Origin of the sequence: Priestia sp. TGN 0903, from assembly GCF_050846855.1 — a bacterium.
GTDB lineage: Bacteria > Bacillota > Bacilli > Bacillales > Bacillaceae_H > Priestia > Priestia zanthoxyli.
Window position 1 is genome coordinate 242,583 of the sequence record NZ_JBOZGL010000004.1, and the last position, 24,026, is coordinate 266,608.

At 41.1% G+C, this 24,026-nt stretch carries 21 protein-coding genes; 4 read left to right on the top strand and 17 right to left on the bottom strand.

Annotated elements, in window-relative coordinates; all coding sequences use genetic code 11:
- Positions 1–64: 64 nt before the first annotated feature.
- Positions 65–895, top strand: a complete 831-nt coding sequence (locus ACRPLY_RS15720) for an LCP family protein (protein ID WP_432231952.1) — start codon at positions 65–67, stop codon at positions 893–895.
- A 49-nt stretch (positions 896–944) separates the two neighbouring features.
- Here ACRPLY_RS15720 and ACRPLY_RS15725 read toward each other — a convergent pair whose 3' ends face one another.
- The 6 genes from ACRPLY_RS15725 to ACRPLY_RS15750 all read right to left on the bottom strand — a co-directional run bounded on the left by ACRPLY_RS15725 (position 945) and on the right by ACRPLY_RS15750 (position 7,336).
- Positions 945–1,589 (bottom strand): cupin domain-containing protein, encoded by a 645-nt coding sequence (locus ACRPLY_RS15725; RefSeq protein WP_432231953.1) that lies wholly within the window; start codon positions 1,587–1,589, stop codon positions 945–947.
- 110 nt (positions 1,590–1,699) lie between these two features.
- Complete coding sequence (locus ACRPLY_RS15730) at positions 1,700–3,022, bottom strand: MATE family efflux transporter (RefSeq protein ID WP_432232070.1); 1,323 nt, start codon at positions 3,020–3,022, stop codon at positions 1,700–1,702.
- Between the two features lie 62 nt (positions 3,023–3,084).
- Complete coding sequence (locus ACRPLY_RS15735; protein ID WP_432231954.1) at positions 3,085–4,218, bottom strand: DUF2087 domain-containing protein; 1,134 nt, start codon at positions 4,216–4,218, stop codon at positions 3,085–3,087.
- Between the two features lie 106 nt (positions 4,219–4,324).
- Entirely contained in the window at positions 4,325–4,771 is a 447-nt protein-coding gene (locus tag ACRPLY_RS15740; RefSeq protein ID WP_063247652.1) for a VOC family protein, read from the bottom strand.
- Positions 4,772–5,039: 268 nt separating this feature from the next.
- A complete protein-coding gene (locus tag ACRPLY_RS15745) occupies positions 5,040–5,903 on the bottom strand; it encodes a GRP family sugar transporter (RefSeq protein WP_014461163.1) in 864 nt (287 codons plus the stop codon).
- A gap of 455 nt (positions 5,904–6,358) precedes the next feature.
- Positions 6,359–7,336, bottom strand: a complete 978-nt coding sequence (locus tag ACRPLY_RS15750) for a carbohydrate kinase family protein (protein WP_432231955.1) — start codon at positions 7,334–7,336, stop codon at positions 6,359–6,361.
- A gap of 454 nt (positions 7,337–7,790) precedes the next feature.
- Here ACRPLY_RS15750 and ACRPLY_RS15755 point away from each other — a divergent pair, with 454 nt between their 5' ends.
- Positions 7,791–8,117: a cyclic-phosphate processing receiver domain-containing protein gene (locus ACRPLY_RS15755; protein ID WP_014461165.1), complete on the top strand. Its 327-nt coding sequence runs from the start codon at positions 7,791–7,793 to the stop codon at positions 8,115–8,117.
- 216 nt (positions 8,118–8,333) lie between these two features.
- Here the strand turns inward: ACRPLY_RS15755 and ACRPLY_RS15760 are convergent, their stop codons facing one another.
- From ACRPLY_RS15760 to ACRPLY_RS15780, 5 genes are all read right to left on the bottom strand, one after another.
- On the bottom strand, positions 8,334–9,170 hold the full coding sequence (locus ACRPLY_RS15760) for a formate/nitrite transporter family protein (RefSeq protein ID WP_432231956.1): 837 nt from the start codon (positions 9,168–9,170) through the stop codon (positions 8,334–8,336).
- Between the two features lie 24 nt (positions 9,171–9,194).
- Positions 9,195–9,965: a uroporphyrinogen-III C-methyltransferase gene (gene cobA, locus ACRPLY_RS15765; protein WP_310876799.1), complete on the bottom strand. Its 771-nt coding sequence runs from the start codon at positions 9,963–9,965 to the stop codon at positions 9,195–9,197.
- Positions 9,966–10,036: 71 nt separating this feature from the next.
- Positions 10,037–10,363: a nitrite reductase small subunit NirD gene (gene nirD / locus ACRPLY_RS15770; RefSeq protein WP_406866705.1), complete on the bottom strand. Its 327-nt coding sequence runs from the start codon at positions 10,361–10,363 to the stop codon at positions 10,037–10,039.
- 18 nt (positions 10,364–10,381) lie between these two features.
- Positions 10,382–12,796: a nitrite reductase large subunit NirB gene (nirB, locus tag ACRPLY_RS15775; RefSeq protein ID WP_432231957.1), complete on the bottom strand. Its 2,415-nt coding sequence runs from the start codon at positions 12,794–12,796 to the stop codon at positions 10,382–10,384.
- A 702-nt stretch (positions 12,797–13,498) separates the two neighbouring features.
- Positions 13,499–14,245, bottom strand: a complete 747-nt coding sequence (locus tag ACRPLY_RS15780) for an SGNH/GDSL hydrolase family protein (RefSeq protein ID WP_432231958.1) — start codon at positions 14,243–14,245, stop codon at positions 13,499–13,501.
- A 464-nt stretch (positions 14,246–14,709) separates the two neighbouring features.
- Between ACRPLY_RS15780 and ACRPLY_RS15785 the strand changes: the two genes are divergently transcribed.
- Positions 14,710–15,201, top strand: a complete 492-nt coding sequence (locus tag ACRPLY_RS15785) for a sigma-70 family RNA polymerase sigma factor (protein ID WP_432231959.1) — start codon at positions 14,710–14,712, stop codon at positions 15,199–15,201.
- A gap of 106 nt (positions 15,202–15,307) precedes the next feature.
- On the opposite strand, the gene ACRPLY_RS15790 is transcribed toward ACRPLY_RS15785, so the two are convergent.
- From ACRPLY_RS15790 to garR, 4 genes are all read right to left on the bottom strand, one after another.
- The gene (locus ACRPLY_RS15790; RefSeq protein WP_432231960.1) at positions 15,308–15,787 is read right to left on the bottom strand and encodes a competence protein ComK; all 480 of its coding nucleotides are present in this window, start codon (positions 15,785–15,787) and stop codon (positions 15,308–15,310) included.
- 138 nt (positions 15,788–15,925) lie between these two features.
- Positions 15,926–17,284 (bottom strand): gluconate:H+ symporter, encoded by a 1,359-nt coding sequence (locus ACRPLY_RS15795; RefSeq protein ID WP_013055857.1) that lies wholly within the window; start codon positions 17,282–17,284, stop codon positions 15,926–15,928.
- Positions 17,285–17,390: 106 nt separating this feature from the next.
- Positions 17,391–18,830: a four-carbon acid sugar kinase family protein gene (locus ACRPLY_RS15800; RefSeq protein WP_432231961.1), complete on the bottom strand. Its 1,440-nt coding sequence runs from the start codon at positions 18,828–18,830 to the stop codon at positions 17,391–17,393.
- Entirely contained in the window at positions 18,827–19,729 is a 903-nt protein-coding gene (gene garR, locus ACRPLY_RS15805) for a 2-hydroxy-3-oxopropionate reductase (protein WP_432231962.1), read from the bottom strand. Before garR ends, ACRPLY_RS15800 begins: the two co-directional genes overlap by 4 nt.
- A 294-nt stretch (positions 19,730–20,023) precedes the next feature.
- Between garR and ACRPLY_RS15810 the strand changes: the two genes are divergently transcribed.
- A complete protein-coding gene (locus ACRPLY_RS15810; protein ID WP_095379802.1) occupies positions 20,024–20,650 on the top strand; it encodes a GntR family transcriptional regulator in 627 nt (208 codons plus the stop codon).
- A 25-nt stretch (positions 20,651–20,675) separates the two neighbouring features.
- Here ACRPLY_RS15810 and ACRPLY_RS15815 read toward each other — a convergent pair whose 3' ends face one another.
- Together ACRPLY_RS15815 and ACRPLY_RS15820 are read right to left on the bottom strand one after the other, a co-directional pair.
- Entirely contained in the window at positions 20,676–22,256 is a 1,581-nt protein-coding gene (locus ACRPLY_RS15815; protein WP_432231963.1) for an FMN-binding glutamate synthase family protein, read from the bottom strand.
- Positions 22,257–22,299: 43 nt separating this feature from the next.
- Positions 22,300–24,021, bottom strand: a complete 1,722-nt coding sequence (locus ACRPLY_RS15820; RefSeq protein WP_432231964.1) for a pyruvate oxidase — start codon at positions 24,019–24,021, stop codon at positions 22,300–22,302.
- Positions 24,022–24,026: the final 5 nt, after the last annotated feature.

The following is a 24,026-nucleotide window of genomic DNA, read 5'->3' on the forward strand; positions in this document are numbered from 1 at the left end:
TTTGTTTTACTCCCCTTTTAAGATGGCAATACTACGAACGACTTCGATAGAAAAAGGTGAGACGATGAGCAGCAAAGCAAAAAAAGAATGGATTGGCGGTCTCGTACTGTTTTTACTCGTCAGTTTTGTCAGCATCACGTTTGCAGGCTATCATACGGTGAAAGCTGCCGTTGATCAAACGTATGTACCGCTTGAGCATGGTAACAAAACACACGTCAATTTAAAAAAAGGACAACCGTTTTCCCTGCTTTTAATTCAAGAAAACCATCAAAATACGTCATTTGTATATATGACTGTTAATAAGCAGCATGAATCAATAAAAATGACCCACTTGCCAGGGTCAACTCAGCTCGGCAATGAAACACTGCGAACCATTTATCATCAAGGAAATATGAATGCTGTTGTAAAAAAAGTCGAAACATATGCAAAGCTTCCTGTTGATTATTATGTCAAAATGGATCAGCAGTCAGTCGTCGATGCTGTAGATAAATTAGGCGGCATTATCGTCACAAACAAACGTGCTTTTGAACACAGCAACATTGTTTTTCCAAAAGGAGCGATTCGCCTTAACGGAAAAGAAGCACTTGTTTATTTAAAGGAGCGGAATGAACAAGACGTCTTTACGGCGCATGAAAGACAGCTGTCCGTCGCGAAAGCCATTTTCAGCCAAGCAGCTACGATTCCCAATGTTACAAAGCTGCATTCTCTTGTATTTACGCTGGCTGATCACATTGAAACCAACGCAACCTTTAATGATATCAAACGGATTCAAAAAACCTACAAGCCGGCCGTTGCTCACGTAGACAAGCAGCAGTTTCCGCAAAACGAATGGAATCAAAAACAAGTCACAACCCGTCTACACAAGCACTTAGAACGTGAGGAGCTGTTTTTATAAAAAATTTCTCACAAAAAACCATTGACCCCAAGTTCAATGGTTTTTTATGCTACTTACCTTCAGCAGGCACCACTTTTTCATTTATTTTAACCACAATTCTTTCATCACGTTCATCTTTGACGTAGCTCTTTTGATAAAAAGAATGATTATTAGGCGGTCCAATCACAACGGTATCGGTAATCGGAGCGACGGCTTCTGCTACTTCGCTTGCACTTACTCCATACGCTTTCTGAAACACAATAGGAGGCGTTAAGCGCAGCACGTCGGATCCTTCTGTAGACTCAAATTGATCATTGTTAAAAAAGAGATGCAGATGCGCTTCTTCCGATAGAGGTTCAATCCAATGCCACCAGCCCATCGGTATAAAAACAACTTCGCCTTCTTTTATTCGGTAATTGTGCATGCTGCTTGTATCAGGGTCCAACACAGACACCTGCACTTCACCTGAAACGACGACATCTAATTCCCACGCGTTTGGATGCCAGTGCGGCTCTCTCATATGCCCTTTCGTCATATATAAATCAACAAACGCACCTCCGAGCATGGCAGGCAGCTGGGTTGAGGTTAGCTGATACGCTATATTTTGATCGTTTCGTTTGAACAGGACGTTTTGCTTATAGTTCACTGACAGATTAGGCGTTCCTGAGCTTTTTTTAATATTTGAATTATCCGGCACAAATCCAGATTTACTCATAGTGTCATACCCTCTTTTCATTAAAAAGTTATATGCACTATCCTATTAAAACTCTTTGCTAAGGGTGTTTTAATTAGGAAAAATAAAAAACGAGCGTTTCCGCTCGTTTTTTATCCGACAAGACGTTCAATTTTCTTTTTCTTCCATACAAATTGATAATAGCTGTACTGCAGGATTAAGCTGACCACAAACGCCGCTGGATATCCGATCCAAATCCCTTTGATTTCAAGAGACGTAAACTGCGATAACACGTAGGCTACGGGTACTTCCACACACCAAATCGCCATAATGCTAAATACCGTAGGCCACAGCACCGTACCGCTTGCTCGCATCGTAGCGGTAATAATTTGCGCATGGCCGAAAATCAAATAGCTCCAAAGCGTTATCACTAACAGCTCTTCGGCAATATGGAGCGTGTGCTGATTTGTTAAAAACAGTGCTAATATTTGATTGGAAAAGAGATAAATAAGTAAAATCAACACGCTGCCAATAACGTAATTCAGCATAATTCCAGAGCGAATCACTTCTTTTAAACGCTCAAATTTATTGGCACCAATCGACTGCGCCGCAAAAATAGAAACCGCAATTCCTAAGCTGATTGCCGGCATTTGTACATAGCTTGCTACTTGGTTCACCGCTCCGTACGCCGCTGTAGCGTCTGAGCCAAATCCGTTTACAAACGTAATAACCGCAATTTCAGAAAGAGAAACTAAAATCATATTGATACTCGCGGGAATTCCTAAACGCATAAGCAGCTTTAACAGCGTTCCGTCCATTTTTAATGAAATAGATGAGTCAAACTTTAGCGGATGATTTTTCTTGCGTAAATAAATGATCATAATAATGAACGTTAATACGGTTGAAAACACCGTTGCGTATGCAGCGCCGTACACGCCAAGCTTTGGCACTCCGATCCATCCAAAAATTAAAATCGGAAGAAAAATGAGGTTTAAGACTGTACTCACAACTAAAAAGTAAAAAGGCGTTTTAGAGTCGCCGGTTCCGCGCATAAACGTCGTATAAACAAAGTATAAAAACAAAACAGGAATCGCCACAAACAAAATGCGCGCATAGTGAACCGTTACGTCAATAATATTAGCCGGCGTTCCCATAATCCGAAGAATCTCCGGAGCAAATATGCTTCCCAAAACAGCAAGCACAATTCCGACTAAAAAGGTAAACGTGAGCGTGGTACCGATAATTTCTTTCACTCGTTTTTCATTTTGTGCCCCGTACGCTTGCCCGATTAAAATGGAACTTCCTGACCCAATTCCAATCGAAAACGACACGAGCAGAAAAAACAGAGGAAAAAAAGCGGAAATAGCGGCTAGCGCATCAACTCCAAGCGCTCTTCCGACAATAATACTTCCTGCCAGCTGCCCAACGGACTGCATGGCGTTACTTAACATGAGCGGAATCAAAAACACAAGCATCAGCTTACTGACGGATTTTTCTGATTCCACTACTTCACTTTTCACATCTTGATTCTTCACACCTATTTCTCCTTTGTATCAGCTTTCGGCGAATGATAGCCTTTTTCGCCGTAAGGCTGCAGCTTCTCTAACCATTTCGCTTCTAGTTTTAGCAAATCCTTTTTTGAAAGTGCTTTTTCTTCTTCTCTTTTAATCGTTTCCAGCATCTCAATTGAAAAAGCATCCGCACCATACGTATTCCACTCATCTTGAAGCTCTTTATTTTGATGAGTGTTCGTCTTTAACGTGAACTTTACGCCGTTTAACGTTTTGATATTAGGCGTAGAGCCAATGTAAATCTTATCGTTTTGAAGGTTTTTAATTTGATACACGCCGCCTTCTGTTTTTACTTCTTTCGCTAGCTGCTTCATTTGTTTTTTGTAGTCTTTCGAATCAGTACTCATCTCTGTCTCTCCTTTTCTCCAGTAGCTGCTTCCGTCTGCGCTGCGCTCTAAGAAACCGTACTCAATTAAATAGCGTCGCAGCACCGCATAATCGTCATAAAAAGGTGTTAACCTATCATTTACTTCTTTTTCGGTATACGTTGCGCCAAACTCAAAATGCCCGCTTAATTCTTCAAGAACAACAAGACGGTGTTTTTCTTGCAAATGAAAAGTACGAAGCGGTCCGTTTAAACCTTGAGGAAAATTCTTCGCTAAAATCTTTTCACGCTCTTCATCACTGACGCTGTAGCGCTGACTTCTTTTAGGCGCCCTATTTGTTACGGGTACCGCCTTCTCTTCTTCCCCTTCATTTAACAGTTCCATCAGCGTTAAAAACACTTTTGCCTGACGCTCTTTTTTCTTTAACGTAAAGCGGTGATTCCGAATGGTGGATGAACTGCCGATTCCCATTTCTTTTTGAATATCACTATCACTTTTTCCTTCTTTAAAAAACTTCACTAAATTTTTTTGATGATCAGAAAGACCGGTTACCTCTTTATCTAGCTCTATTAAATGATGAAACACAGACCCGTGCTGCTGTTCAACATGAAGCTTCATATAGCGTTTTGCTTCATAAAAAACACCTTCCACCGGATAAATAATGCCTTTTTCAATACTTTCACCGCACAGTAAGCAGTGGTAGTGATCTTCGCTTTCCCCGTACCCTTTCTTCATATCTTCAAAAGATGATTCCCAAAACAAGTCGTTTACCATTTAAATAGACACCTTTCTATTTTGTTTATTAATTTATAAACAAATATATTATATGTTTATTATTATGTCAATCTTACGTTTATGATACACAAAAAAACAGCAGTTTTCACTGCTGTTTCATGTTCCATTCACTTAAATACGGAAAATCCTTAGATACGACAGGCTCATCATTCAAAAGCGTAATTAACTCCAAGCTGTTACCGTCAGGGTCATTAAAGTACACGCAAGCCGCCGGCATCCACGTATGAACAATTGGCTCTGTCTGCGGCTTTCCAAACGACGTTTCTTCAGGTTCAATACCTTTTGAACGCAGCCACGTTAACGCTTCATGAATATCTGCGGCTTCAATTCCAAAAGCAAAGTGACTTCTTTTCAACTCTTTTTCGTCTGTTTCCCAAAGACCAAGCATTTGCTTTTGTTCCCCAACAAAGAAAAAAGCACAGCGCCGCTCTTCAATTTTATGAACAAACGTCAGCCCAAGATGTCTATAAAACTCAATCGAATCCTCCAAACTCCGAACCTGTACATGCGTCTCATAAATACTCTTAATCATAGCCTCTCCCCCATCCTTTCCTACTACTATAAGCCATTTCACACCAAACAGCTTCCTAACAAAGAATGAAAAACAATCATACTTAAGAACGAGAAACACTCACACAAACGTACAGCTTGGAAATCTCCAAGAGCACTATGGATTTGACTTTGAATTTGACTTTAACTAAGGTTTTGAGGCTACCCCGCAAGGGGTGCCTCAAAACCTTAGGTCTAGAAAAACCCCCATGGCTGCACTCTAGCCATGGGGGTTTTTCTACATCGATATATTAAGCGTGGGCTTTTGCGAGGCCTATGCAGATACCGCCTGAAATAATCAGTACACTCGCAAGAGATACATAAAACAATTGACGCTTTGTTTTCTTTTCTCCCAAGAAGACAATACCGCCAAAGATAGAAATAACGATACCCATTTGCGATAATGAAAAGCTTGTTGCTACGCCTAGTCTTGATTGAGATAAGAATAAGAACATGTTTCCAGATGCCCAGATTAGACCTGGTAAGATATTACGAATCGTATATTTGTTAAATGGCTTATGTTTGTATGTAATGATTAAACCGCCAATTAACATACCAATTGCTTGCGGGAATAGTGCTGCCCATGCGTCTACGTTGAAAATACGTGCGATAACTACGTAAACTAAGAATCCAAGACTTGAAATGATAAGAGTGATAACTCCTTTTTTCGTTTGTCCTGGAGTCCCTTGTGCTCCTTCTTTTTTACCGTCTAATGAAGAAAGCACAACGCCTGCTAGTATTAAAAGAATTGCAATAGATCCAAGTACAATCGTTTGAAGCGTTGACCATTCTTTAAATACAATAACACCAAAAAGAGCTGTTGATACTAATTGCATACCCGTTGAAATTGGCATTGACTTTGAAACCCCAAGGTATGGAACACTTTTAAACTGATTACTTTGACCTACTGACCAAAACAAACCTGAAACAATTCCGACAATAACAAGCGTTGGCGTTAACACCGGCTGAACAATCATAAACTGAACAAATGAAAGAATCAAAGCTCCAATAATTGTTCCAAGCGTTTGACTGTAAGGTCCACCGCCCATCTTCATACTAACTAAAATCATGCTTCCCCACGCAACGGAAGGAAGAACACCTAGCAAAATATCCATCTTTCTCTTAACCTACTTTCCTATTTCTAATCTATGTACGTAGTACGTAATAACTTACTGCTTTTCTTTCACCAAGGGCTACAAGCTTGTTCCCCCTCGAATATTCCCCCAAAGGTTCACCTATGCGGATGATGCCTACCCCGCAAGGGGGGCATCAACCGCTTAGGTCTAGAAAATTTGATAGGACTGCTCTTTAGTCCTATCAAATTTTCTACATCGATAAAAATATATAACGTTTTCATAAATGGTGGTAAAACTGCTATTTCCTGCTGCTCGTATTATACTAACACGAACATTTATTATTTAGCTAGAAATTTTTTTGATTATTTTTTAAAAACAGAAAAAATTTTTTTCTTCTTGATCCGCAGCACGCTTCTCTCTTTTATGTGATCTGCAATCAGCAGAAACGGACGCCTCTGCTGATTGAAAATAAGAAGAGATAAAGCCTTTTCATTTTAGTTAGCTACAGGCTTACAAAATTGCTCGACTACTTCTTTAGCTGGAATGGAACTGATTGCACCTTTTCCAGTTGTCGTTAAGGCACCGCTTGCATTTGCAAAGCGCAAAATAGCGTCGTGGTCAGAGTCAAGAATAGCCGTTAAGTTTTCTTGTGACACATCTCGGCTTAATAGCTGATAAAGGAATCCGCCAATAAACGCATCTCCTGCACCTGTTGTATCAACAACCGCTACTTTGTAACCGTTTGATTCATAGACAGCTTCTTTTGTATAAAGCGTTGCGCCTTCTGAACCTTTTGTGAACACAACTACTTGAACGTCACCTGTAAATAGAGACTGAATCGCTTGCTGTTCATCTTCAATGCCTGTGATAAACGCTAGCTCGTCGTCTGAAATTTTGACAATGTGCGCTTGAGGAATAAATTCTAAAATCGTTTGACGGCATAGCTCATGATCTTTCCACAGTGGAAGACGTACATTTGGATCAAAGCTGATAACTCCGCCTTTTTCTTTCATGCTTTTAATCGCTTTCATATGAGCGTATTTCATAGGACTTTCGACTAAATCAACCGAACAGAAATGAAGAAGATCGTTGCTTGCAAACCAATCAGGGTTAATTTCGTCTTCTGTTAGCAGTAAATCTGCTGAAGGATTACGATAGAAGCTGAAATCTCTTTCTCCGTCTTCACGCAGAGAAACAAAAGCTAAAGCTGTGTTCGCTTCTTCTGTACGATAGACCATATCAGTACCTACTCCTACTTCACGAAGCGTATCTACTAGAAAGTCTCCAAACGCATCTTCTCCAACTTTTGTAATAAGCGCTGACTCATTACCGTATGTAGCAACAACTGCCGCAACGTTTGCCGGCGCTCCGCCTGGCACACGCGTAAACGATTCTACTTCTTTTAATTGAAGACCTTTTTGAGCTGGAATCATATCAATTAATACTTCACCGATACTAAATAACTTACCCATTCTATTCACCTTACTTTTCTTTTTTGTCATATTGTCATACTATGTTCCAAAAAATCCTTAAATCAAATTATACGTCCCAACCATCTTTTTCGTAAAGAGAAATTTCCAATTTATTTTAAAAAAATCGTAAATGATCGTTTTTTTCTGACAACCTTTTATTGGTTAATGCCCTTCCATCCCTTGTCAAATCTGGGATTAAAATGACCTTCTTACATAAAGATAGAGGGATAAAAAAATCAATGTCCAGTTTTAACTGTTTATCTACTCATTTTTCGTTCGACATTTCTTCTCTTATTTCCTGTTTATTCGCCTCGGATATGCAAATAATGATAAAATTTCGTGTTTTTACCCCTATTTAAGAAGGAATAGCTTAAAACGTGTCGAATAGACTTAGGTAGGTATATGACATTATGTATGTTACACTAAATACAAGGCAAGGAAGGGAGAATCAGTCATGAAAATCAATGTTTTTCTAGACGACTATCGCAAGTGCCCTGACGGTCATGTTTTAGCCGAAACGATTGATGAATGTATTGATCTGCTAAGATCATTCGATGTTGAACATTTGTCACTCGATCACGATTTACTCAGCAAGACACGGAATGGATTAATGCTCGTGCATTTTATGGTAAAGCATCATTTATATGCCGATCGAATTACGATTCACTCCGCCAATCATTTAGGCAGCAAAGCAATGTACAACTGCTTTAAGGAAGCTCAAAAAGAGCATAAAATGCCAAACAACATTAAAATTCTAAGATGCCCTCTGCCTCTTCGATGATATCTGCACCCTCACACATTCATTTCAACAGAATCTGTCCGATTCAATTCTCACAGACATCCTGTTTCTATAAAATGAAGAACAATACTGCTTGTTCGATACGTATAGATGTGAATACGCTTTAAGCAGTTTATATTATATAGAAGAAAACCGCTCTAAAATACCGTTATGATAGCTTTAAAAGCAGACTATATGGTACAAAGAGCGGTTTTTTTGCTATTTAGACAGTTTTGCAGAATCCAAATCAGCTGAGAGAGCAGCCGGCTGTTTTTTAGCTTCTTTTAGCTGCCTAGCGTTCACGAACCAGTAAATGCTTCCTACAAACAGTCCTCCCCCTACGATGTTTCCGAGTGTAACAGGAATTAAATTATGCAATAGTCCAGCAGCCGAAATCGCATCAGGATGCGGAAGCAATAAGGCTAGACCAAGAAACGTCATATTTGCCACGCTGTGCTCGTATCCTGAAGCAACAAATGCAAACAGCATCCAAAAAATAAGCATGATCTTTGCCGTATCGCTTTTAGTACGCGAAGCGGTCCAAATTGCCAGACAAACAAGCCAGTTGCAAAGGATGCCGCGGAAAAATAATTCACTGAGCGGCAAATTCATTTTTTTAGCTGCTAGCGCCATAAGTAAATGATTCGGTTCAATTCCTTTAAACAAACCGGTTCCGGTAATTAACAAACAAAGTCCAAACGCACCTATCGCATTTCCGATAAAACACCACGTCCAGTTTTTGAACGTATCTTTCCATGTCGTGACTCCTGATAGCGTACTGACTGTATAAACCATATGATTCCCCGTAAACAATTCAGCTCCTGCAAATACGACAAGCAGGAGAGCAACAGCAAATGATAACCCCATCACAAGAGAAACGACCGGTAAAGAAGAAGAAGCTAAAGGCCCTCCTACCGATAGAGCTAATATAACGCCAAGTCCTACGTAAGCACCCGCTAGCACAGCTAACAGCAAATAACTCGGCAAATGATCATTCACAAGCTTCGTTTTTTCACGGGCTAACTCATTCATTAACTGCAGTGAATTCTTAAGCAAAAGTGTTTCCTCCTTTTATTCATCTTAGACGCATACTTTTTCTTCTCTTTTTTCCAAAAACCAAGAAAGAGCAGAAGCTTGCTTCACCACTTCACCAATCACAATCATCGCGGGATTGCTCACTTTCTGTTCAGCAGCCGTGTCTACGATTGTACCAAGCGTACCTGTAACCGTGCGCTGATAAACCGACGTGCCTTGTTCAATAAGAGCGACCGGCGTATCCGCGCTTTTTCCGGCGTCTAAAAGCTGACGGCAAATATAAGGCAAGTTTTTAACTCCCATGTAAACCGCAAGCGTATCAACTCCTTTTGCTAAATGCTCCCAGCGAATACTTTCCGGCTTTCCGCTCAAACAGTGTCCCGTCACAACGGCAAACGAACGGCTCAGCTCACGATGCGTCACAGGAATTCCAGCATAAGCCGGTGCCGCGATGCCTGCTGTAATACCTGGAACGATTTCAAATGGAATTCCATGCTGAGCGAGCACTTCTGCTTCTTCACCGCCTCTTCCGAAAATAAACGGATCTCCGCCTTTTAACCGCACGACGGTATTTCCTTTTCTTGCGTAGAATACAAGCAAATCATGAATATCCTCTTGAGAAACGCAGTGATCACCAGGCTTTTTCCCGCAGTAGACGAGTTCTGCTCCTTCTTTGGCATACTGAAGAAGAACAGGGTTCACTAATCGGTCATATAAAATAACATCTGCTTTTTCTAAACATTTGGCTGCTTTTATTGTTAGCAAATCTGGATCTCCTGGTCCGGCTCCTACAATGTACACTTTTCCTGTTCTCATTTTTGCTTCGCTCCTTTTAGTGTGTCCCCTTGAATTTTTGTGGCGCGTTGAAAGTCAACGCGCCACGGTACTTATTCTTCAATAAAAAGATACAGTAAATCTCCTTCAACAGACGCTTCGTACGTGTCTACACATCCGCTGTCAGGCTCTTGTACGTTACCGTCATGCAAGCAAATCTTCCAGTCGTGCATCGGACAGAACACCGAGTCGCCGCTCACGATTCCTTCACTTAGCACCCCGCCTTTATGCGGACAGCGATTTTCAATTGCCCGGATTTTTCCGCTTGATAGCTTAAACACCGCAATTTCTTTTCCGTTTACTTTCACTGTTTTACCCAGGCTTACCGGAAAATCATGAATCGATCCTACGCATACTTTTGTAATGTTTTTATTCACCATTTTTATTTCCCTCCAGCATTATGATGTGACAACTGTTTCGAACAGCTCTTTTTTCGTCTTTTTGCTTTCGACGATTTCTTTCCAAGGATCACGGTACGTAGATAACGCTTCGTCCATACGCATATTCAGCTCTCTTCTCGTCTCAGCGTCATCAAGCACTGACTGAATGTGCGAAAGTCCCATGCGCTCAATCCATGCAGACGTACGCTCTAAGTAATTAGCCGTTTCTCGGTAATACTGCAAATAAGCTCCTGTAATATCCATCAATTCTTCGTCTGTTTTTACTTTATACAACAAATCTCCGCCGCGAAGATGCGTACCTCCATTTCCGCCCACGTAAATTTCCCAGCCGCCGTCTATTCCGATAAAGCCGATATCTTTAATGCCTGACTCAGCACAGCTTCTTGGACAAGCAGATACAGCCATTTTCACTTTATGAGGCGTCCATAGTCCTTCAAATTTTTTCTCAAGCGCAATTCCAACGCCCATTGAATCCTGCGTGCCAAAACGGCAAAACTGTTCGCCGACGCATGTTTTCACCGTGCGCAGCGACTTGCCGTACGCGTAGCCAGAAGGCATATCTAACTCTTCCCATACGCTAGGCAAATCTTCTTTTTTAACACCAAACAAATCAAGACGCTGACCACCCGTCACTTTTACGAGCGGAATTTCATATTTATCAACAACATCTGCAATTTTTCGTAAATCTTCTGCGTTTGTGACGCCTCCGTACATGCGAGGAACAACAGAATACGTGCCGTCTTTTTGAATATTCGCGTGCATGCGTTCATTCACAAATCGTGATTCGCGTTCATCAACGTATCCGGTTGGATTCACCATACCTAAATAATAGTTCAGCGCCGGACGGCATTTCGAACAGCCTTCTTCATTATTCCATCCAAGTACATTCATCACTTCACGCGTATGCGAAAGTCCCTTTGCTTTAATTTCTTCGACAACTTCATCTCTTGAAAGAGTCGTACAGCCGCAAATCGCTTCTTTTTGAGCCGTCGCGTCAAAGTCAGCGCCAAGAGTATGCTGAAGCACTTCCGCTACAAGCGGTTTACATCCTCCGCAGGAGCGAGAGGCACTTGTACAAGCTTTGATTTCACCAACCGATGAGCATCCTTGTTTTTGGATAGCTTCCACAATCGTACCTTTTGTTACGCCGTTACAGCCGCAAATAATATCATCGGCACTCATGCTTGCTACTAAGCTTTCACCCGCGTTACCGCCAGATGGCTGTAAAATCGTCACTTTTGCGACATCGGATACATCTTCTTGCTTTTGAATCATTGAAAACAGTCGATTTCCGTCGCTGCTGTCTCCAAAAAGAACGGCTCCTACGATCTGATTGCCTCGCAGAACAAGTTTTTTATAAATGCCGTCTTGTTCATCGAACATTTTGATTGCTTTTTTCTCTTCATCTTCTGTGAAGTCTCCTGCTGAGAACACTTCAACACCTGATACTTTGAGCTGCGTGGATAAAAGCGATCCTTCATAAGACACTTTTTCTGCCCCGCAAATCGCTTTTGCCAATACTTTTCCTTGTTCATACAAAGGTGCCACCAGTCCGTATACCAGTCCTCTATGCTCTGCACATTCTCCAACCGCGTAGATGTTTGGAATATCCGTTTGCATATAGTCATTCACAACAATTCCTCGGTTTACGTTAAGTCCCGCTTCTTTTGCAAGCTGAACATTTGGTTTAATTCCAACGGCCATCACGACTAAATCAGCTTCTAAAAACGTCCCGTCTTTAAAAGATAATCCTTCAACTCGCTCATCGCCGACGATTTCTGCCGTTTGTTTTTCAAGCAAAAACTTCATACCTTGTTTTTCTAATTCGTTTTGAAGCAATTTGCCCGCTGTTGGATCGAGCTGACGTTCCATTAAATACGGAGCTAAATGAATTACAGATACGTCCATCCCCAGATTTAACAGTCCCCGCGCTGCTTCTAATCCAAGCAGTCCGCCTCCAATAACCGCTGCTTTTTTATACTGCTGAGAAGCCTGCAGCATTTCATCCGTATCTTTTATATCTCGAAAAGCCGTAACTCCTTTTTTATCGGATCCTGGAATCGGAAGAATAAAAGGAAGAGAGCCCGTTGCTAAAATTAACTCATCATACGATTCTACTCTGCCGCTATTTGTCGCTACTTCTTTTTTTACTGAATCGATACTCGTAACCGTTTCGTTCGTATATAATGTAATATTGTTTTCTTGATACCAGTTCCAATCGTTTAGCGTAATATCTTCAACATTCGTATCTCCTTGCAGCACTTTTGACAGTAAAATACGATTATAGTTCGGATGCGGCTCGCTTCCGAAAATCGTAATTTCAAACGCTTCGTTTGAAACCTTCAATACTTCTTCAATCGCTCGAACTCCAGCCATTCCATTTCCAATCAATACGAGTTTCTTTTTTTGCATCTTCCATTCCTCCCCTGGCGTCTATACCTGCTTGTTTCAAAGATATATTTTCTATGCATCTTTAAAGATATATTTAAGATATATGAATTTTCTGAATCGTTCAACTTATGTGTTAGGTTATCTAACATAGTTATGGTATGTATGCGATCCCATTGCTTTAACAGCAAGCAAAAAAATAAGTGGTCTAATTACGTTTTAATTTGGATCAGCCTTTTCATTTTATTTTGTGATATTTTTCACAACATTAATTTAGCAAGAATAAATAACCTGAGCTATGATAAAAATCACTTCTACAAAAAATAATCAATAGTTTCAGTATCTTGTGATCTACCTTTTATCAGCAGATAAATCGACTATTGCGGCTACTGCAGATCAAGCACTTCTAACTATTTATGTACCAAGAATAATTATTCCAAAAAATTCTTTATAAAGAATTTTTTAGATAAACTGTTCTTTATAGTATTTACTATCCCCCTTAAGTTCTTTATAATGAATTAATATAAACTCTATAAAGAACAGAATGGAGGATTGTAATGCCACTCGTAAACATCAAAAAGGTTTGGACTCCTTTAGAGATTTTTGGTTTTAAACTTTATAAGTGTAGAGATACCAAAAATTACTACTATAAAACGAAGAAAAGTCACAATCTAGCAAAATTATGAAAAAAACAAGCCCTCTTTCAAAAGAAAGAAGGCTTGTTTTTTATTTTCCCGTAAACCAATTCACAACGTACTCTCCCCACACTTCATTCCCTTTTTTCGTTAAATTGCCGCTGTCTTTATTTATATACTCTCCTAAATGAAACGGCCAAATGAGCGAGTGATTCATATAATACACCCAGTTTGATTCAGAAACTCCCCTGATCGCTTCTACCCCTTCTTCATAGGACTCCGTTTGTGAAATATATGGCTGTGACGGCTGAATCATAAGGGTTTTTTTCAAGTCTTTGAGCTGATGAATCAGCTTGTCTGTATTTTCAAGCGTCTCATCTAGCGTAAGGTGCTGATAATCATTTTTAAGAGGTGCTTCAAACAGAATAATGTTTGGCTGAAGTTGATCAATTTGATCGGCAATATGCGAGGATAAAAGCTCATCCGTTGTCCCGTTACCATATGAAAGGGTTTTAACCGTAAATACATCGCTTCCATATGTAGCTGCTAGCTCTTTTTTTAACTGCTGTGGCCACCCTGCTTCCTTTGCGGATGTGGCAATTACAAGAGTCAGAGGTTTTTTATTTGCGATAGATGACTGGATTTGCTTTGTGATAAAGTCTGGAAGATTTTTTGTATAAGCAGATACATCGGAAAACTGTTTTTCTTTATGTACAACAGCGGACTTCACTTCACTTGCCTGTGCTTCCGTTTGCTCTTGCCAGTGCTGCGTCCCCGCATACATCACCGCCCCGCACAAAACAGCCGCCGCCACATTTACCCCAACCATCGCCTTCATTCAATCTCCCCTTTACCCACTTTTTAAAAACCAACTATATTCTGCCCACCCAACTTACATTCAATAGAAAACACAAAAGGACAACCACAAAAATACTTCACTGAATTTGCCCAAAAAGGTTCACATATGCGGCAGGCGCAAACCCGCAAGGGAGGGTGACTGCCGCTTAGGTCTAGCAACTCTACCATCACCGCTCTTCCGTGATGGTAGAGTTGCTACATCGATATATAAATAGTATAAATTAGTAGAAATTGGAATGGGGAACCTTTCGTACGTAAAATCTCTACAAATACACGTATACTTCGCATATTTCCTAGCGAAACGTGAAGTTTCCGGGGAAATTACGTCACGTTTCTTAAAAAGAAAACATAATGTACGTTCATTCGCACATGTGATCTTCCCCTTGTACAGTAGAGATACCGGCGGAATACAGCAAAAACGCGTTTTTGAAAAAGGAATGCTACATGCAAAAAAGCTCGTTTGATCAAATCGCTTCATCTTTTCATCCATTAATTGTATCGATGATTAAAAAATTTCATATTTACAAAGACTACGACGAATATTATCAAATTGCGCTAATTGGTTTATGGAGAGCGCACCAAAAATTTGATGAACGCAAAGGCTCTTTTTCCGCTTATGCCTACACAACCGTGCGCGGTACGATTCTTTCTCATTTAAAAGGCACCATTTTATACGAAGAACGGGAAACACCAGCTGAGCAGAACCTGCTTTCACTGAACGAAGATCTCGCTCTTCCCGTTCCGCTAGAAAGTGAAATCATCAAGCAGCATATCGAACACTTAACGGGGAGAGAAAAAATCTATGTAATCGAACATCTGCTAGAAGGCTACTCGTATAAAGATATTGCCTATAAATACGGAGTCTCCACAGGAGCCGTTAAAAACTGGGGAAAATCAGCTCGCAAAAAGCTAAAAGCCTCGCTTCTTCAGGAATAAGAAAAGGAGGAAGCTTATTTTAAGCTTCCTCCTTTAGTACATATGTGTAGTCCCATGCAACCGATTGTTCATATGTAGGACAAGTGCGTTTGATAAATCAAACGCACTACGCTAAAAAAAGCGGACTTTCTAAACAATAATTGCGAATAACAGCTGCTCTGGCCAGCTTTTTTTCTAAACTATAATAAGAAAGCTTCACTGGAATGAACGTTCCATCTTTGAAGTGAATTAGCATGGAGGTTGGATCAACTGTAGCAAGCGTATGTGAAGTATGAACGTGAGAGGAGAAAATCCAAGCGCAGCTATAGTCATTGGGCGAAGATGTAGGAAACGCAATAATCGCTTGTGAACGACTAATGACAAGAGGCGTAAGCTGTTTATAGGGAAATAGTTTTCGAACAGCGGCAATGGATCCTTTAAATGTACTTAACTCTCGAATGCACGCTTCTTCTAATAATTGCTTACACGTCTTTCTTAGCATGTATTCTCCTGCTTCATCCAGCACCTTTGTGCGGTGAATAGGATCGTTCACTGGAATCAATGCTTTTGTCGTCAAACCAATTTGATATTTTTCATCATTTGTCATACATCTACCCCCTTTGCTACTTTATAACTATTCTATACTATCGAAACGGGAAAAATCTAGTCTTTTTTCTCATTATTTGAAATATTTTGAATATATTTCAAATCCAAAGAAAAAAGCGCTGAAGCCAGCGCTTTTCTTTTAAATAAAAATGTCTAAAATAAGAACCATTGCAAACGCCGCAAATGATAGAATCGTTTCCATCACTGTCCAAGTTTTTAACGTTTGGGCCACTGACATGTTGAAGAATTCTTTGATTAACCAGAAGCCAGAATCATTTACGTGCGATAGCATTACAGAACCTGCGCCTGTTGCTAGCACCAATAGCTCTGGGCTTACGTTTGGCATCGTTGCTGCAATTGGTGCGACAATACCTGCTGCTGTGGTCATGGCTACTGTTGCTGAACCAACTGCTGCACGAATTAACCCGGCAATCACAAATGCTAACACGATAGGAGAAAGATGTGCATCTTGAGCAAATCCTGCAATCGCGTCACCTACACCGCTTGCTGTTAAAATTTTATTAAAACCGCCGCCTGCACCGATGATTAAAATGATCGAAGCAACGGGTCCAAGACATTCGTTTGTGAATTTTAATAAATCGTCTTTGTTGTATCCTCTTGCAAAACCGAACGAATAAAAAGCAAACACTAGCGAAATTAACAGCGCTACGATTGGACTTCCGATAAAGTTTGTTACATAGCGAATCGTACTTGTTTCTGGATAAACAAACCCAGTAATTGTTGCTAAAAGCATTAATAGTACCGGTAGTAAAATCGTGAATAACGTAATGCCGAAACCAGGAAGATCTTTATGCTTCGACTCTGTGAACTGCTCCATAATTTCACCCGTTGGCTCTACGTGAACACGGCGTGAAATGAACGATCCGTAAATAGGACCTGCCACTGCTGCAGCTGGAAATGCCACAACTAATGAATACAAAATCGTTTTACCTAAATCTGCTTTAAAGATATCTACCGCTAGCATCGCTGCCGGATGTGGAGGTACTAAACTGTGAACAACGGCTAAGCCGGCAATTAATGATAAACCAATTTTAATAAGTGACGTACCCGTATGCTTGGCAATTACAAACACAAGCGGAATTAATAGTACAACCCCTACTTGGAAAAAGACTGGGATACCGCAAATAACGGCTACAACCATCATGGCCCAGTGTACGTTCTTTTCACCGAATACTTTAATTAACGTGCGGGCAATACGCTCGGCTCCGCCTGACTCTGCCATCATTTTACCTAACATCGTTCCAAGACCAAGAACAATCGCGATAAATCCTAAGACGCTCGCTACTCCTTCTTGGAAAGCCGTTACGATATCAGGCAGCTTCATTCCTGAAATAAGACCCATAAACAAAGCCGCAACAATCAGCGCTACGAACGGATTTGTTTTAAACTTAGCAATTAAAAAGATAAGTCCAACAATCGATACAATTGCATACAGCAAAAGACTTGCTTCATGACTTAATCCGAATACTGAATTCATATGTTCATCCCCTTAGTGTGACCATTTTTCATGTACGTACATCCAAATAATGTATACGCTTTCAAATACTTTCTAAAGTGAACGCACCTCGTACGTTCACTTCTGCTTATTTACTTAATAACTCAACCGTTTCACGAAGCGTTGTTTTGGCTCCGACGTTTCCAGGGAAAATGATGTACGCAATGCCTGGAAACTTGCTTTCCTCTCCCGTTACCCATACCGGAATGCCGGGTTTGATTTGTCCAGCAACCGTCGCGCGCTTTACGGATAAGCCGTTTACGCCGATATCGCTTGACGTAATGCCGCCTTTTGCAACGATAAAGTTTGGACGAACGTTCAAGCGGCGAACAATGCTTGTAACCGCATCTGAAATTTTTACCGATAATTTAAGTTCTTCTTCTTTTTTGCCTTCACCAAGATCTAAGCGCTCGCGTCTTGTATACACAGCTACCGTTTGACCTTTGGAAATAAGCTTTTCTGCTTCAGTGATAATACGGTTCACTTCTGCTTCAAATTTTTCAGGTTCTAAGACAAGATGACAATCAAATTCAATAAATTCAATGAAGCTGCATTTCTTTAATTCTTCTAACTGCTCTGTTGTTTTTTTAACGTGTGAACCAACCATAATTAATCCGCCGTTTGACGACTTTTCTTTAATGAGCTCTTCTTTTGTTAAAAGGTCTTTGTCGCTCACGCCGCCCATCACTTTTGTTAAAGCCGCAGCGCTTCGATACATAAAGTGCTTTCCAAGCTTCATCGCCCGAAGAAGCGCAATCGTCACAACTTTCACGTCTACATAATCCACTGCGTTCACAACGACTTTGTTAAAGTCTTTCACTTCCATTAACTGATTTGTAATCGTCACTAAATCAAGGGCACGAATGCTCCCGAGCGAAATATATGTCGTATGACTTGCTTTGAATTTTCCTTCTGACTTTTCTTCTACCCACTCTCCTAAATGAGACTTGCTGTAGCCAAACGTACGGTCTTTTGCAAACTCCGTTTCTCCTGCTGGCACTAAATAGTCTTCATCTTGCACGTAGTGAATGTTATCAACTGTGAATCGTCCGCCTTCTTTAAAGAAAGGAAAGATCACTTCGCCGTCGAGCACTTGATTGGAGTGCTGTTCAACGGTTTTCTTTAATACTTCTGTTTCTAACGGGTAGTGCCCCCGAAGAGTGGAATCACCTCTGCTGATAATTAAAAACTCTTTATCGACTTCAGCCGCTACCTCTGTAATAACAGCGGCAATGTCTTCGTGGGCTTTTTCCGTTTCAGAAGCGGTAAATCCGCGTGAATTTGTTAGAATAAAAAACATGGAGTTTTCTTCTAAAAACCCTTGCTTGATGCTGTCTTTGCTCCAATCTGTGTACACGGAAATGCCGTTAACCGTTTGAACACCCGTTGGATCATCATCTAGGACAATGATTTTTTGATTAAACGTAAGCAGCTCTTCGTCGAGCATTTTTTGTACAAGCGCTTCATCGACCGCTGGAATGTTTTTAAACACATCGCTTACAAGACGCTTTTCCTGTTGTTTAATCATGCTTCCACCTTCTTTTTCACTTCAACGCTTGCTAATTTTTCGTAGTACTGTACAATTCCACCGTGATCATCGCTTGCTTTTCCGTCTACTTTTAACGCGTGGAAAATTTCCACAAGCTGACTTGAAAGCGGAAGCGGTACGCCAATGTCATGAGCCGTTTCCATCACGTTTGTCATATCTTTTAAGTTAATATCAATGCGTCCGCCTGCTACAAAGTTGCGGTCTAAAATCAGCGGCACTTTTGCATCTAATACAGCGCTTCCTGCTAACCCGCCGCGAATCGCTTGATACATTTTTTCAACGTCAATGCCTGCTTTGGCTGCTAATACAAGTGCTTCAGACATCGCTGCAATGTTTAAGTTTACAATGACTTGATTTGCAAGCTTAGCCGTTACGCCGCTTCCGTTGTCTCCAACAAGCGTTATTTCTGCTCCCATCGCATGAAGAATAGGTGAAACGCTTTCAAAGATATGCTCATTTCCTCCGACCATAATCGCAAGCGTACCGTCAATTGCTTTAGGTTCTCCGCCGCTAACGGGAGCGTCTAGCATGTGAATTCCTTTTTGTGCAAGCTCAGCGGCAATTTCTTTTGATGCTACCGGTGAAATGGAACTCATATCGATGATAACGCTTCCTTCTTTGGCGCTATGAATCAACCCTTCTTCTCCAAGAACTACGCTTTTTACATGATGTGAAGCCGGAAGCATCGTGATCATCACGTCGCTGTTCACTGCAACTTCAGCAAGGCTTTCTGCTCCGAATCCTCCTGCTGCTTTCACTTCTTCCACTGCTGCTTTATTAATATCGTAAACCGTTACCTCAAAGCCTGCTTTTAATAAATTGAGCGTCATCGGTTTTCCCATAATTCCAAGTCCAATAAATCCAACGCGTTTTGTCATTTTCGTTTCCTCCCCTTGTTGTATACGTTTTCAAATACGTTTTAAAAAAAGAATGTATACGTTAAAATATTTTTTGTATACATTTCTGATAATTTTGTATACACTCATCATATTCGCATTTTATTTATTTGTCTAGCCTTTTTTTAAATGAAATTTATTTCTAAAAGCGAAACTTTCCGTCCCACCTTTTCACAAGTTATAGTATGATTTGGGTATACGCGTACAAAATGATAAAAAATAAAGAGAGAAAGAGACGAGATTTTCTCGTGTCGAATGCTAGAGGTGAAGTAGAGTATGTTAAGAAATCAAGGTTCTCGTTCGTCTCATCACCCTTCTTATGAGATGATTCGAGATAAAATTTTAAACGGTGAGCTTGAAGGCGGTACAAAAATCGTCGAAGAAAAATTAGCGAGCGAGCTTGGATTCAGCCGAACGCCGATTCGTGATTCTATTAGACGGTTAGAATATGAAGGACTGATTGTCCGAAAAAAAGTGGTGTCACCAACAGAAAAAGACTTACGCAACTTGTTTGAAGTGCGAATGCTGCTAGAAGGCTCAGCTTCTAAAGCTGCGGCAACTTTTTTATCTGATAACGAATTAGAAGAGTTAAAGGAATGCGTAGACATCGGAAGAAACGGCTCGTTTGAAGACATTATGAGCGCGAATGAGCGTTTTCACGCCATCATTGTGAACGCAAGCAACAATGACGTAATGATTAACATCATCGACCGCATGCAGTCGATCATTTACTTGTTCCGTCATACCGTGGTTTTTTACAACCGCCCATTTTTAATTGACGAACACGAAGACATTTATAACGCTATTAAAGAACGCAATGCTGAAAAAGCTGAAGCGCTCATGCAAGAGCATCTTCAAAAAGACTTAGAGTTTTGCCTGCATTTGCTTCAAAGAAGACAATAAAAAAGCTGCCGATCGGCAGCTTTTTTTATACGTACATCTTTTCCTTTGTAGCAATATCAGCTAACTGTCCGCTGCTGTTTTTGAACACCACGTGTTTTTTTGAAAACTTCGTTGGCGAATCAATACCGGCTGCTGCTGCTAAATTAAACAACCCTTCACGTAATGACAGCACGTAGTTGCACACCCGATATGATTTTTCTTCAATAATAAGCGCTTTTTGCAGCTTTGGATCTGTTGTGGCTACGCCGACGGGGCACCTGTTGTTGTGACAAACCTGCGCTTGAATACAGCCAACAGAAAACATAAAGCCTCTGGCAATATTCACGCAGTCAGCACCCAGTGATAAAGCCGTCGCAATTTTATCAGCCGTTAGCAGCTTGCCCGATGCAAAAAGCTTCACTTCATCACGAACGCCATACTTTTTAAGCAGTTCATCTACAAAAGGAAGTCCTGAAAATAGAGGTACGCCGGCTCCGTCCGCTAATTCTTGAAACGATGCGCCTGTTCCTCCTTCTGCTCCGTCAATCGTAATAAAGTCAGGACCGCTTCCTGTCTCTTTCATATACACCGCCATTTCTTCAAGATCATTTGTGTTGCCGACAACCATTTTAATGCCTACTGGCTTGCCGCCTACATCTCGAAGTTTTTCAATAAACTGGAACATTTCAGGATACGCCGCGAATTCTTTAAAACGGTTAGGGCTGTCTACCGATTCTCCTGGCTTTAAGTTACGGATTTCTGCGATTTCTTCCGTTACTTTTGAACCGTCTACGTGACCGCCTCGCGTTTTGGCACCTTGTGCAAGCTTAATTTCAAACGCTTTGATTTGTTTCATTTCACTTTTCTTTTTAAATTCTTCCCAGGAAAATTCGCCTTCTTTTGTCCGAACGCCAAAAAGCCCGGGCCCAATTTGAAAAATGATATCGACGTTTCCTTTTAAATGATACGGTGATAGTCCGCCTTCTCCCGTGTTCATCCACGTGCCGCCTGCTCGACCTAACCCTAGGGATAAAGCGGTAATCGCATGGTCACCAAGCGCTCCAAAGCTCATGCCGGATTGACCGATTAATCCTTTTACAACAAACGGATTTTTGCATGAAGGACCTATAACGACCGCATCTTCATCTCGCAAATAAAACGGATCCGCTTCTTTTTCTTCTCGGTGCTCTCTTCGGCTGAATAAGTTATCGGCGTCCATTTTATATACTTTCGTTTTAACTTTTGTCGTATTATCGGCTTTCATTTCGTCGCGCTGCTTTGGAAACACCGCGTTTCGAATATAATAGCCCGGTTCGTTAAAATCACGCTCTGAGCCAAACCCCATCATCCGGTTGAGGTATTTACCTGACTTAACGGTTTGCTCGTATTGATTTCTAGAAAACGGCTTGCCTTCATTATTATTTAAAAATAAATACTGACGCAGTTCAGGCCCCATTTTCTCAAAAATATAGCGCATTTTCCCGAGCAGCGGATAGTTTCTCAAAACCGAATGCTCTTCTTGTTTTTCATCTTTCATCCAAAGAATAATAGCAATGATAACAGGCACTACAATCACAAGCATCATGACCGCACCAAAAATAAGTAAAATGATTTCAAACACTCCCATGATATCCCTCCTAAAAAGACTCTCCTATACGGAGAGTCACTGATTAAAGCATTCTGCTTAGTCCTTTACGAAGCGGCGGCATTTCGAGCTCATGTTCTTTAAAGAATTTTTTCATGATGTGCTTCGAATAATTGGCTGCTTGTCCGAATGAAATTTTGCCTGGAAGCGGCGGTTCGTCCGCAACAACGACATCAATCACAACAGGAACATTCGCAAGAGACGCTTTTTCAAATGCGGTTTCGAGCTCTTCGTATTTTTCAACGCGGTAGCCGATTCCTCCGCACGATTCAGCAAACTTCGCAAAGTTCATTTCACCAAGCTGCGTTTGGTAATCCAAGTGACCTTGAATGGCTTGTTCATATTTAATCATGCCGATTTCACTGTTATTAAGGACGACGACAACAATCGGCAGCTTGTACTTCACAGCCGTTACAAAGTCTTGCATGACCATTGTAAAGCCTCCGTCACCGCAAACGGCTACTGATTGTTTTTCAGGATGAGCAAGCTTTCCTGCGATCGCAGCCGGAAGTCCGCAGCCCATCGTTGCCAGCCAGCTTGAAATCACAAATTTTTGATTTGTCATGCGGAAATGTCTCGCCATCCATACCGTTACGTTTCCGACATCAACAGATACAATCGCATCATCATCAACGATTTTTTGAAGCTTAGGAATGACTTGCTGCGGCTTGATTGGCGTACTCACTTCATTTTCTTCTTTTTCTACGTGCTTCCACCAGTTTTCCATATTAACTTGACACTCTTCTAAGAAACGGCGGTTTTCTTGATAATCTAAATTATGCGCAAGCTGCGACAGCGTCGTTTTAGAGTCTCCGACTAATCCAATTGATACAGGATAGCGTCTGCCGATTTGTGTGGCGTCAGAGTCCAGCTGAATCGCTTCAACCCCGTCCGGTAAAAACTCACGGTACGGAAACGATGTGCCCACCATAATCAATAAGTCGGTCTCTTCCATCGCTTCATACGCCGGCTTTGTCCCAATTTGCCCGAGCTGCCCTAGGTTATAAGGATGATGATCAGGCAGTATTCCTTTACCCGGAAGCGTAAAGATAATCGGCGCCGCAATTTTTTCTGCGAACTGTGCTAATTCAAGCTTGGCGTGCTTGGCGCCTGTTCCTGCTAAAATAACCGGTTTTTTCGCGTATTTAATCGCTAGAAGCGCTTTAGCTACATCTTCTGGATCACTGTGAGAAATGGTTTTTGATACATTGGCAACTGGCGTTTTTTTATCAATTTTAATCGTTGAAGACGGAATATCGTCTGGAATAACTAGAACCGCTACACCTTTTTTCGCGTAAGCCGTTCGAATCGCTTGCTGAAGCAGATGCGGAAACGATTCAGGTGAGTCCACTCGGTGATTAAACACCGACACATCGTCAAAAACACGTTCTAAATTCACTTCTTGAAACGATTCATTGCCAAGCTTCGCACGAGGCACCTGTCCGGCTAGCACCAGCACCGGTGCACCGTCTGCTTTCGCATCGTATAAGCCGTTTAACAAATGAATCGCACCCGGCCCTCCAATCGACAGACACACGCCGATGTTGCCTGTAATTTTAGCGTAAGACGATGCCGCAAGTGCTCCTACTTCCTCGTGACGGACTTGAATAAACTCAATTTCATCTTTTTCACTTCGCAGATTGTCCATAAAATGATTGATGGAATCTCCCGGCATACCGAAAATGTGATCGATCTTCCATTCTTTTAATACCGACATAGCTGCTTTTCCAGCTGTAGTTTTTATCATATTCA

Excerpts from the sequence above, each read along its gene's own strand:
- ACRPLY_RS15730 (WP_432232070.1), bottom strand. The coding sequence starts at position 3,022 with ATGCTTGTGTTTTTGATTCCGCTCATGTTAAGTAACGCCATGCAGTCC.
- ACRPLY_RS15720 (WP_432231952.1), top strand. The coding sequence starts at position 65 with ATGAGCAGCAAAGCAAAAAAAGAATGGATTGGCGGTCTCGTACTGTTT.
- nirB (WP_432231957.1), bottom strand. The coding sequence starts at position 12,796 with ATGCAAAAAAAGAAACTCGTATTGATTGGAAATGGAATGGCTGGAGTT.
- ACRPLY_RS15780 (WP_432231958.1), bottom strand. The coding sequence starts at position 14,245 with ATGAAGGCGATGGTTGGGGTAAATGTGGCGGCGGCTGTTTTGTGCGGG.
- ACRPLY_RS15820 (WP_432231964.1), bottom strand. The coding sequence starts at position 24,021 with ATGATAAAAACTACAGCTGGAAAAGCAGCTATGTCGGTATTAAAAGAA.
- ACRPLY_RS15745 (WP_014461163.1), bottom strand. The coding sequence starts at position 5,903 with ATGGATATTTTGCTAGGTGTTCTTCCTTCCGTTGCGTGGGGAAGCATG.
- ACRPLY_RS15740 (WP_063247652.1), bottom strand. The coding sequence starts at position 4,771 with ATGATTAAGAGTATTTATGAGACGCATGTACAGGTTCGGAGTTTGGAG.
- ACRPLY_RS15785 (WP_432231959.1), top strand. The coding sequence starts at position 14,710 with ATGCAAAAAAGCTCGTTTGATCAAATCGCTTCATCTTTTCATCCATTA.
- ACRPLY_RS15750 (WP_432231955.1), bottom strand. The coding sequence starts at position 7,336 with ATGGGTAAGTTATTTAGTATCGGTGAAGTATTAATTGATATGATTCCA.
- ACRPLY_RS15810 (WP_095379802.1), top strand. The coding sequence starts at position 20,024 with ATGTTAAGAAATCAAGGTTCTCGTTCGTCTCATCACCCTTCTTATGAG.
- ACRPLY_RS15790 (WP_432231960.1), bottom strand. The coding sequence starts at position 15,787 with ATGACAAATGATGAAAAATATCAAATTGGTTTGACGACAAAAGCATTG.
- ACRPLY_RS15795 (WP_013055857.1), bottom strand. The coding sequence starts at position 17,284 with ATGAATTCAGTATTCGGATTAAGTCATGAAGCAAGTCTTTTGCTGTAT.
- ACRPLY_RS15755 (WP_014461165.1), top strand. The coding sequence starts at position 7,791 with ATGAAAATCAATGTTTTTCTAGACGACTATCGCAAGTGCCCTGACGGT.
- ACRPLY_RS15735 (WP_432231954.1), bottom strand. The coding sequence starts at position 4,218 with ATGGTAAACGACTTGTTTTGGGAATCATCTTTTGAAGATATGAAGAAA.
- nirD (WP_406866705.1), bottom strand. The coding sequence starts at position 10,363 with ATGGTGAATAAAAACATTACAAAAGTATGCGTAGGATCGATTCATGAT.
- garR (WP_432231962.1), bottom strand. The coding sequence starts at position 19,729 with ATGACAAAACGCGTTGGATTTATTGGACTTGGAATTATGGGAAAACCG.
- cobA (WP_310876799.1), bottom strand. The coding sequence starts at position 9,965 with ATGAGAACAGGAAAAGTGTACATTGTAGGAGCCGGACCAGGAGATCCA.
- ACRPLY_RS15800 (WP_432231961.1), bottom strand. The coding sequence starts at position 18,830 with ATGATTAAACAACAGGAAAAGCGTCTTGTAAGCGATGTGTTTAAAAAC.
- ACRPLY_RS15725 (WP_432231953.1), bottom strand. The coding sequence starts at position 1,589 with ATGAGTAAATCTGGATTTGTGCCGGATAATTCAAATATTAAAAAAAGC.
- ACRPLY_RS15815 (WP_432231963.1), bottom strand. The coding sequence starts at position 22,256 with ATGGGAGTGTTTGAAATCATTTTACTTATTTTTGGTGCGGTCATGATG.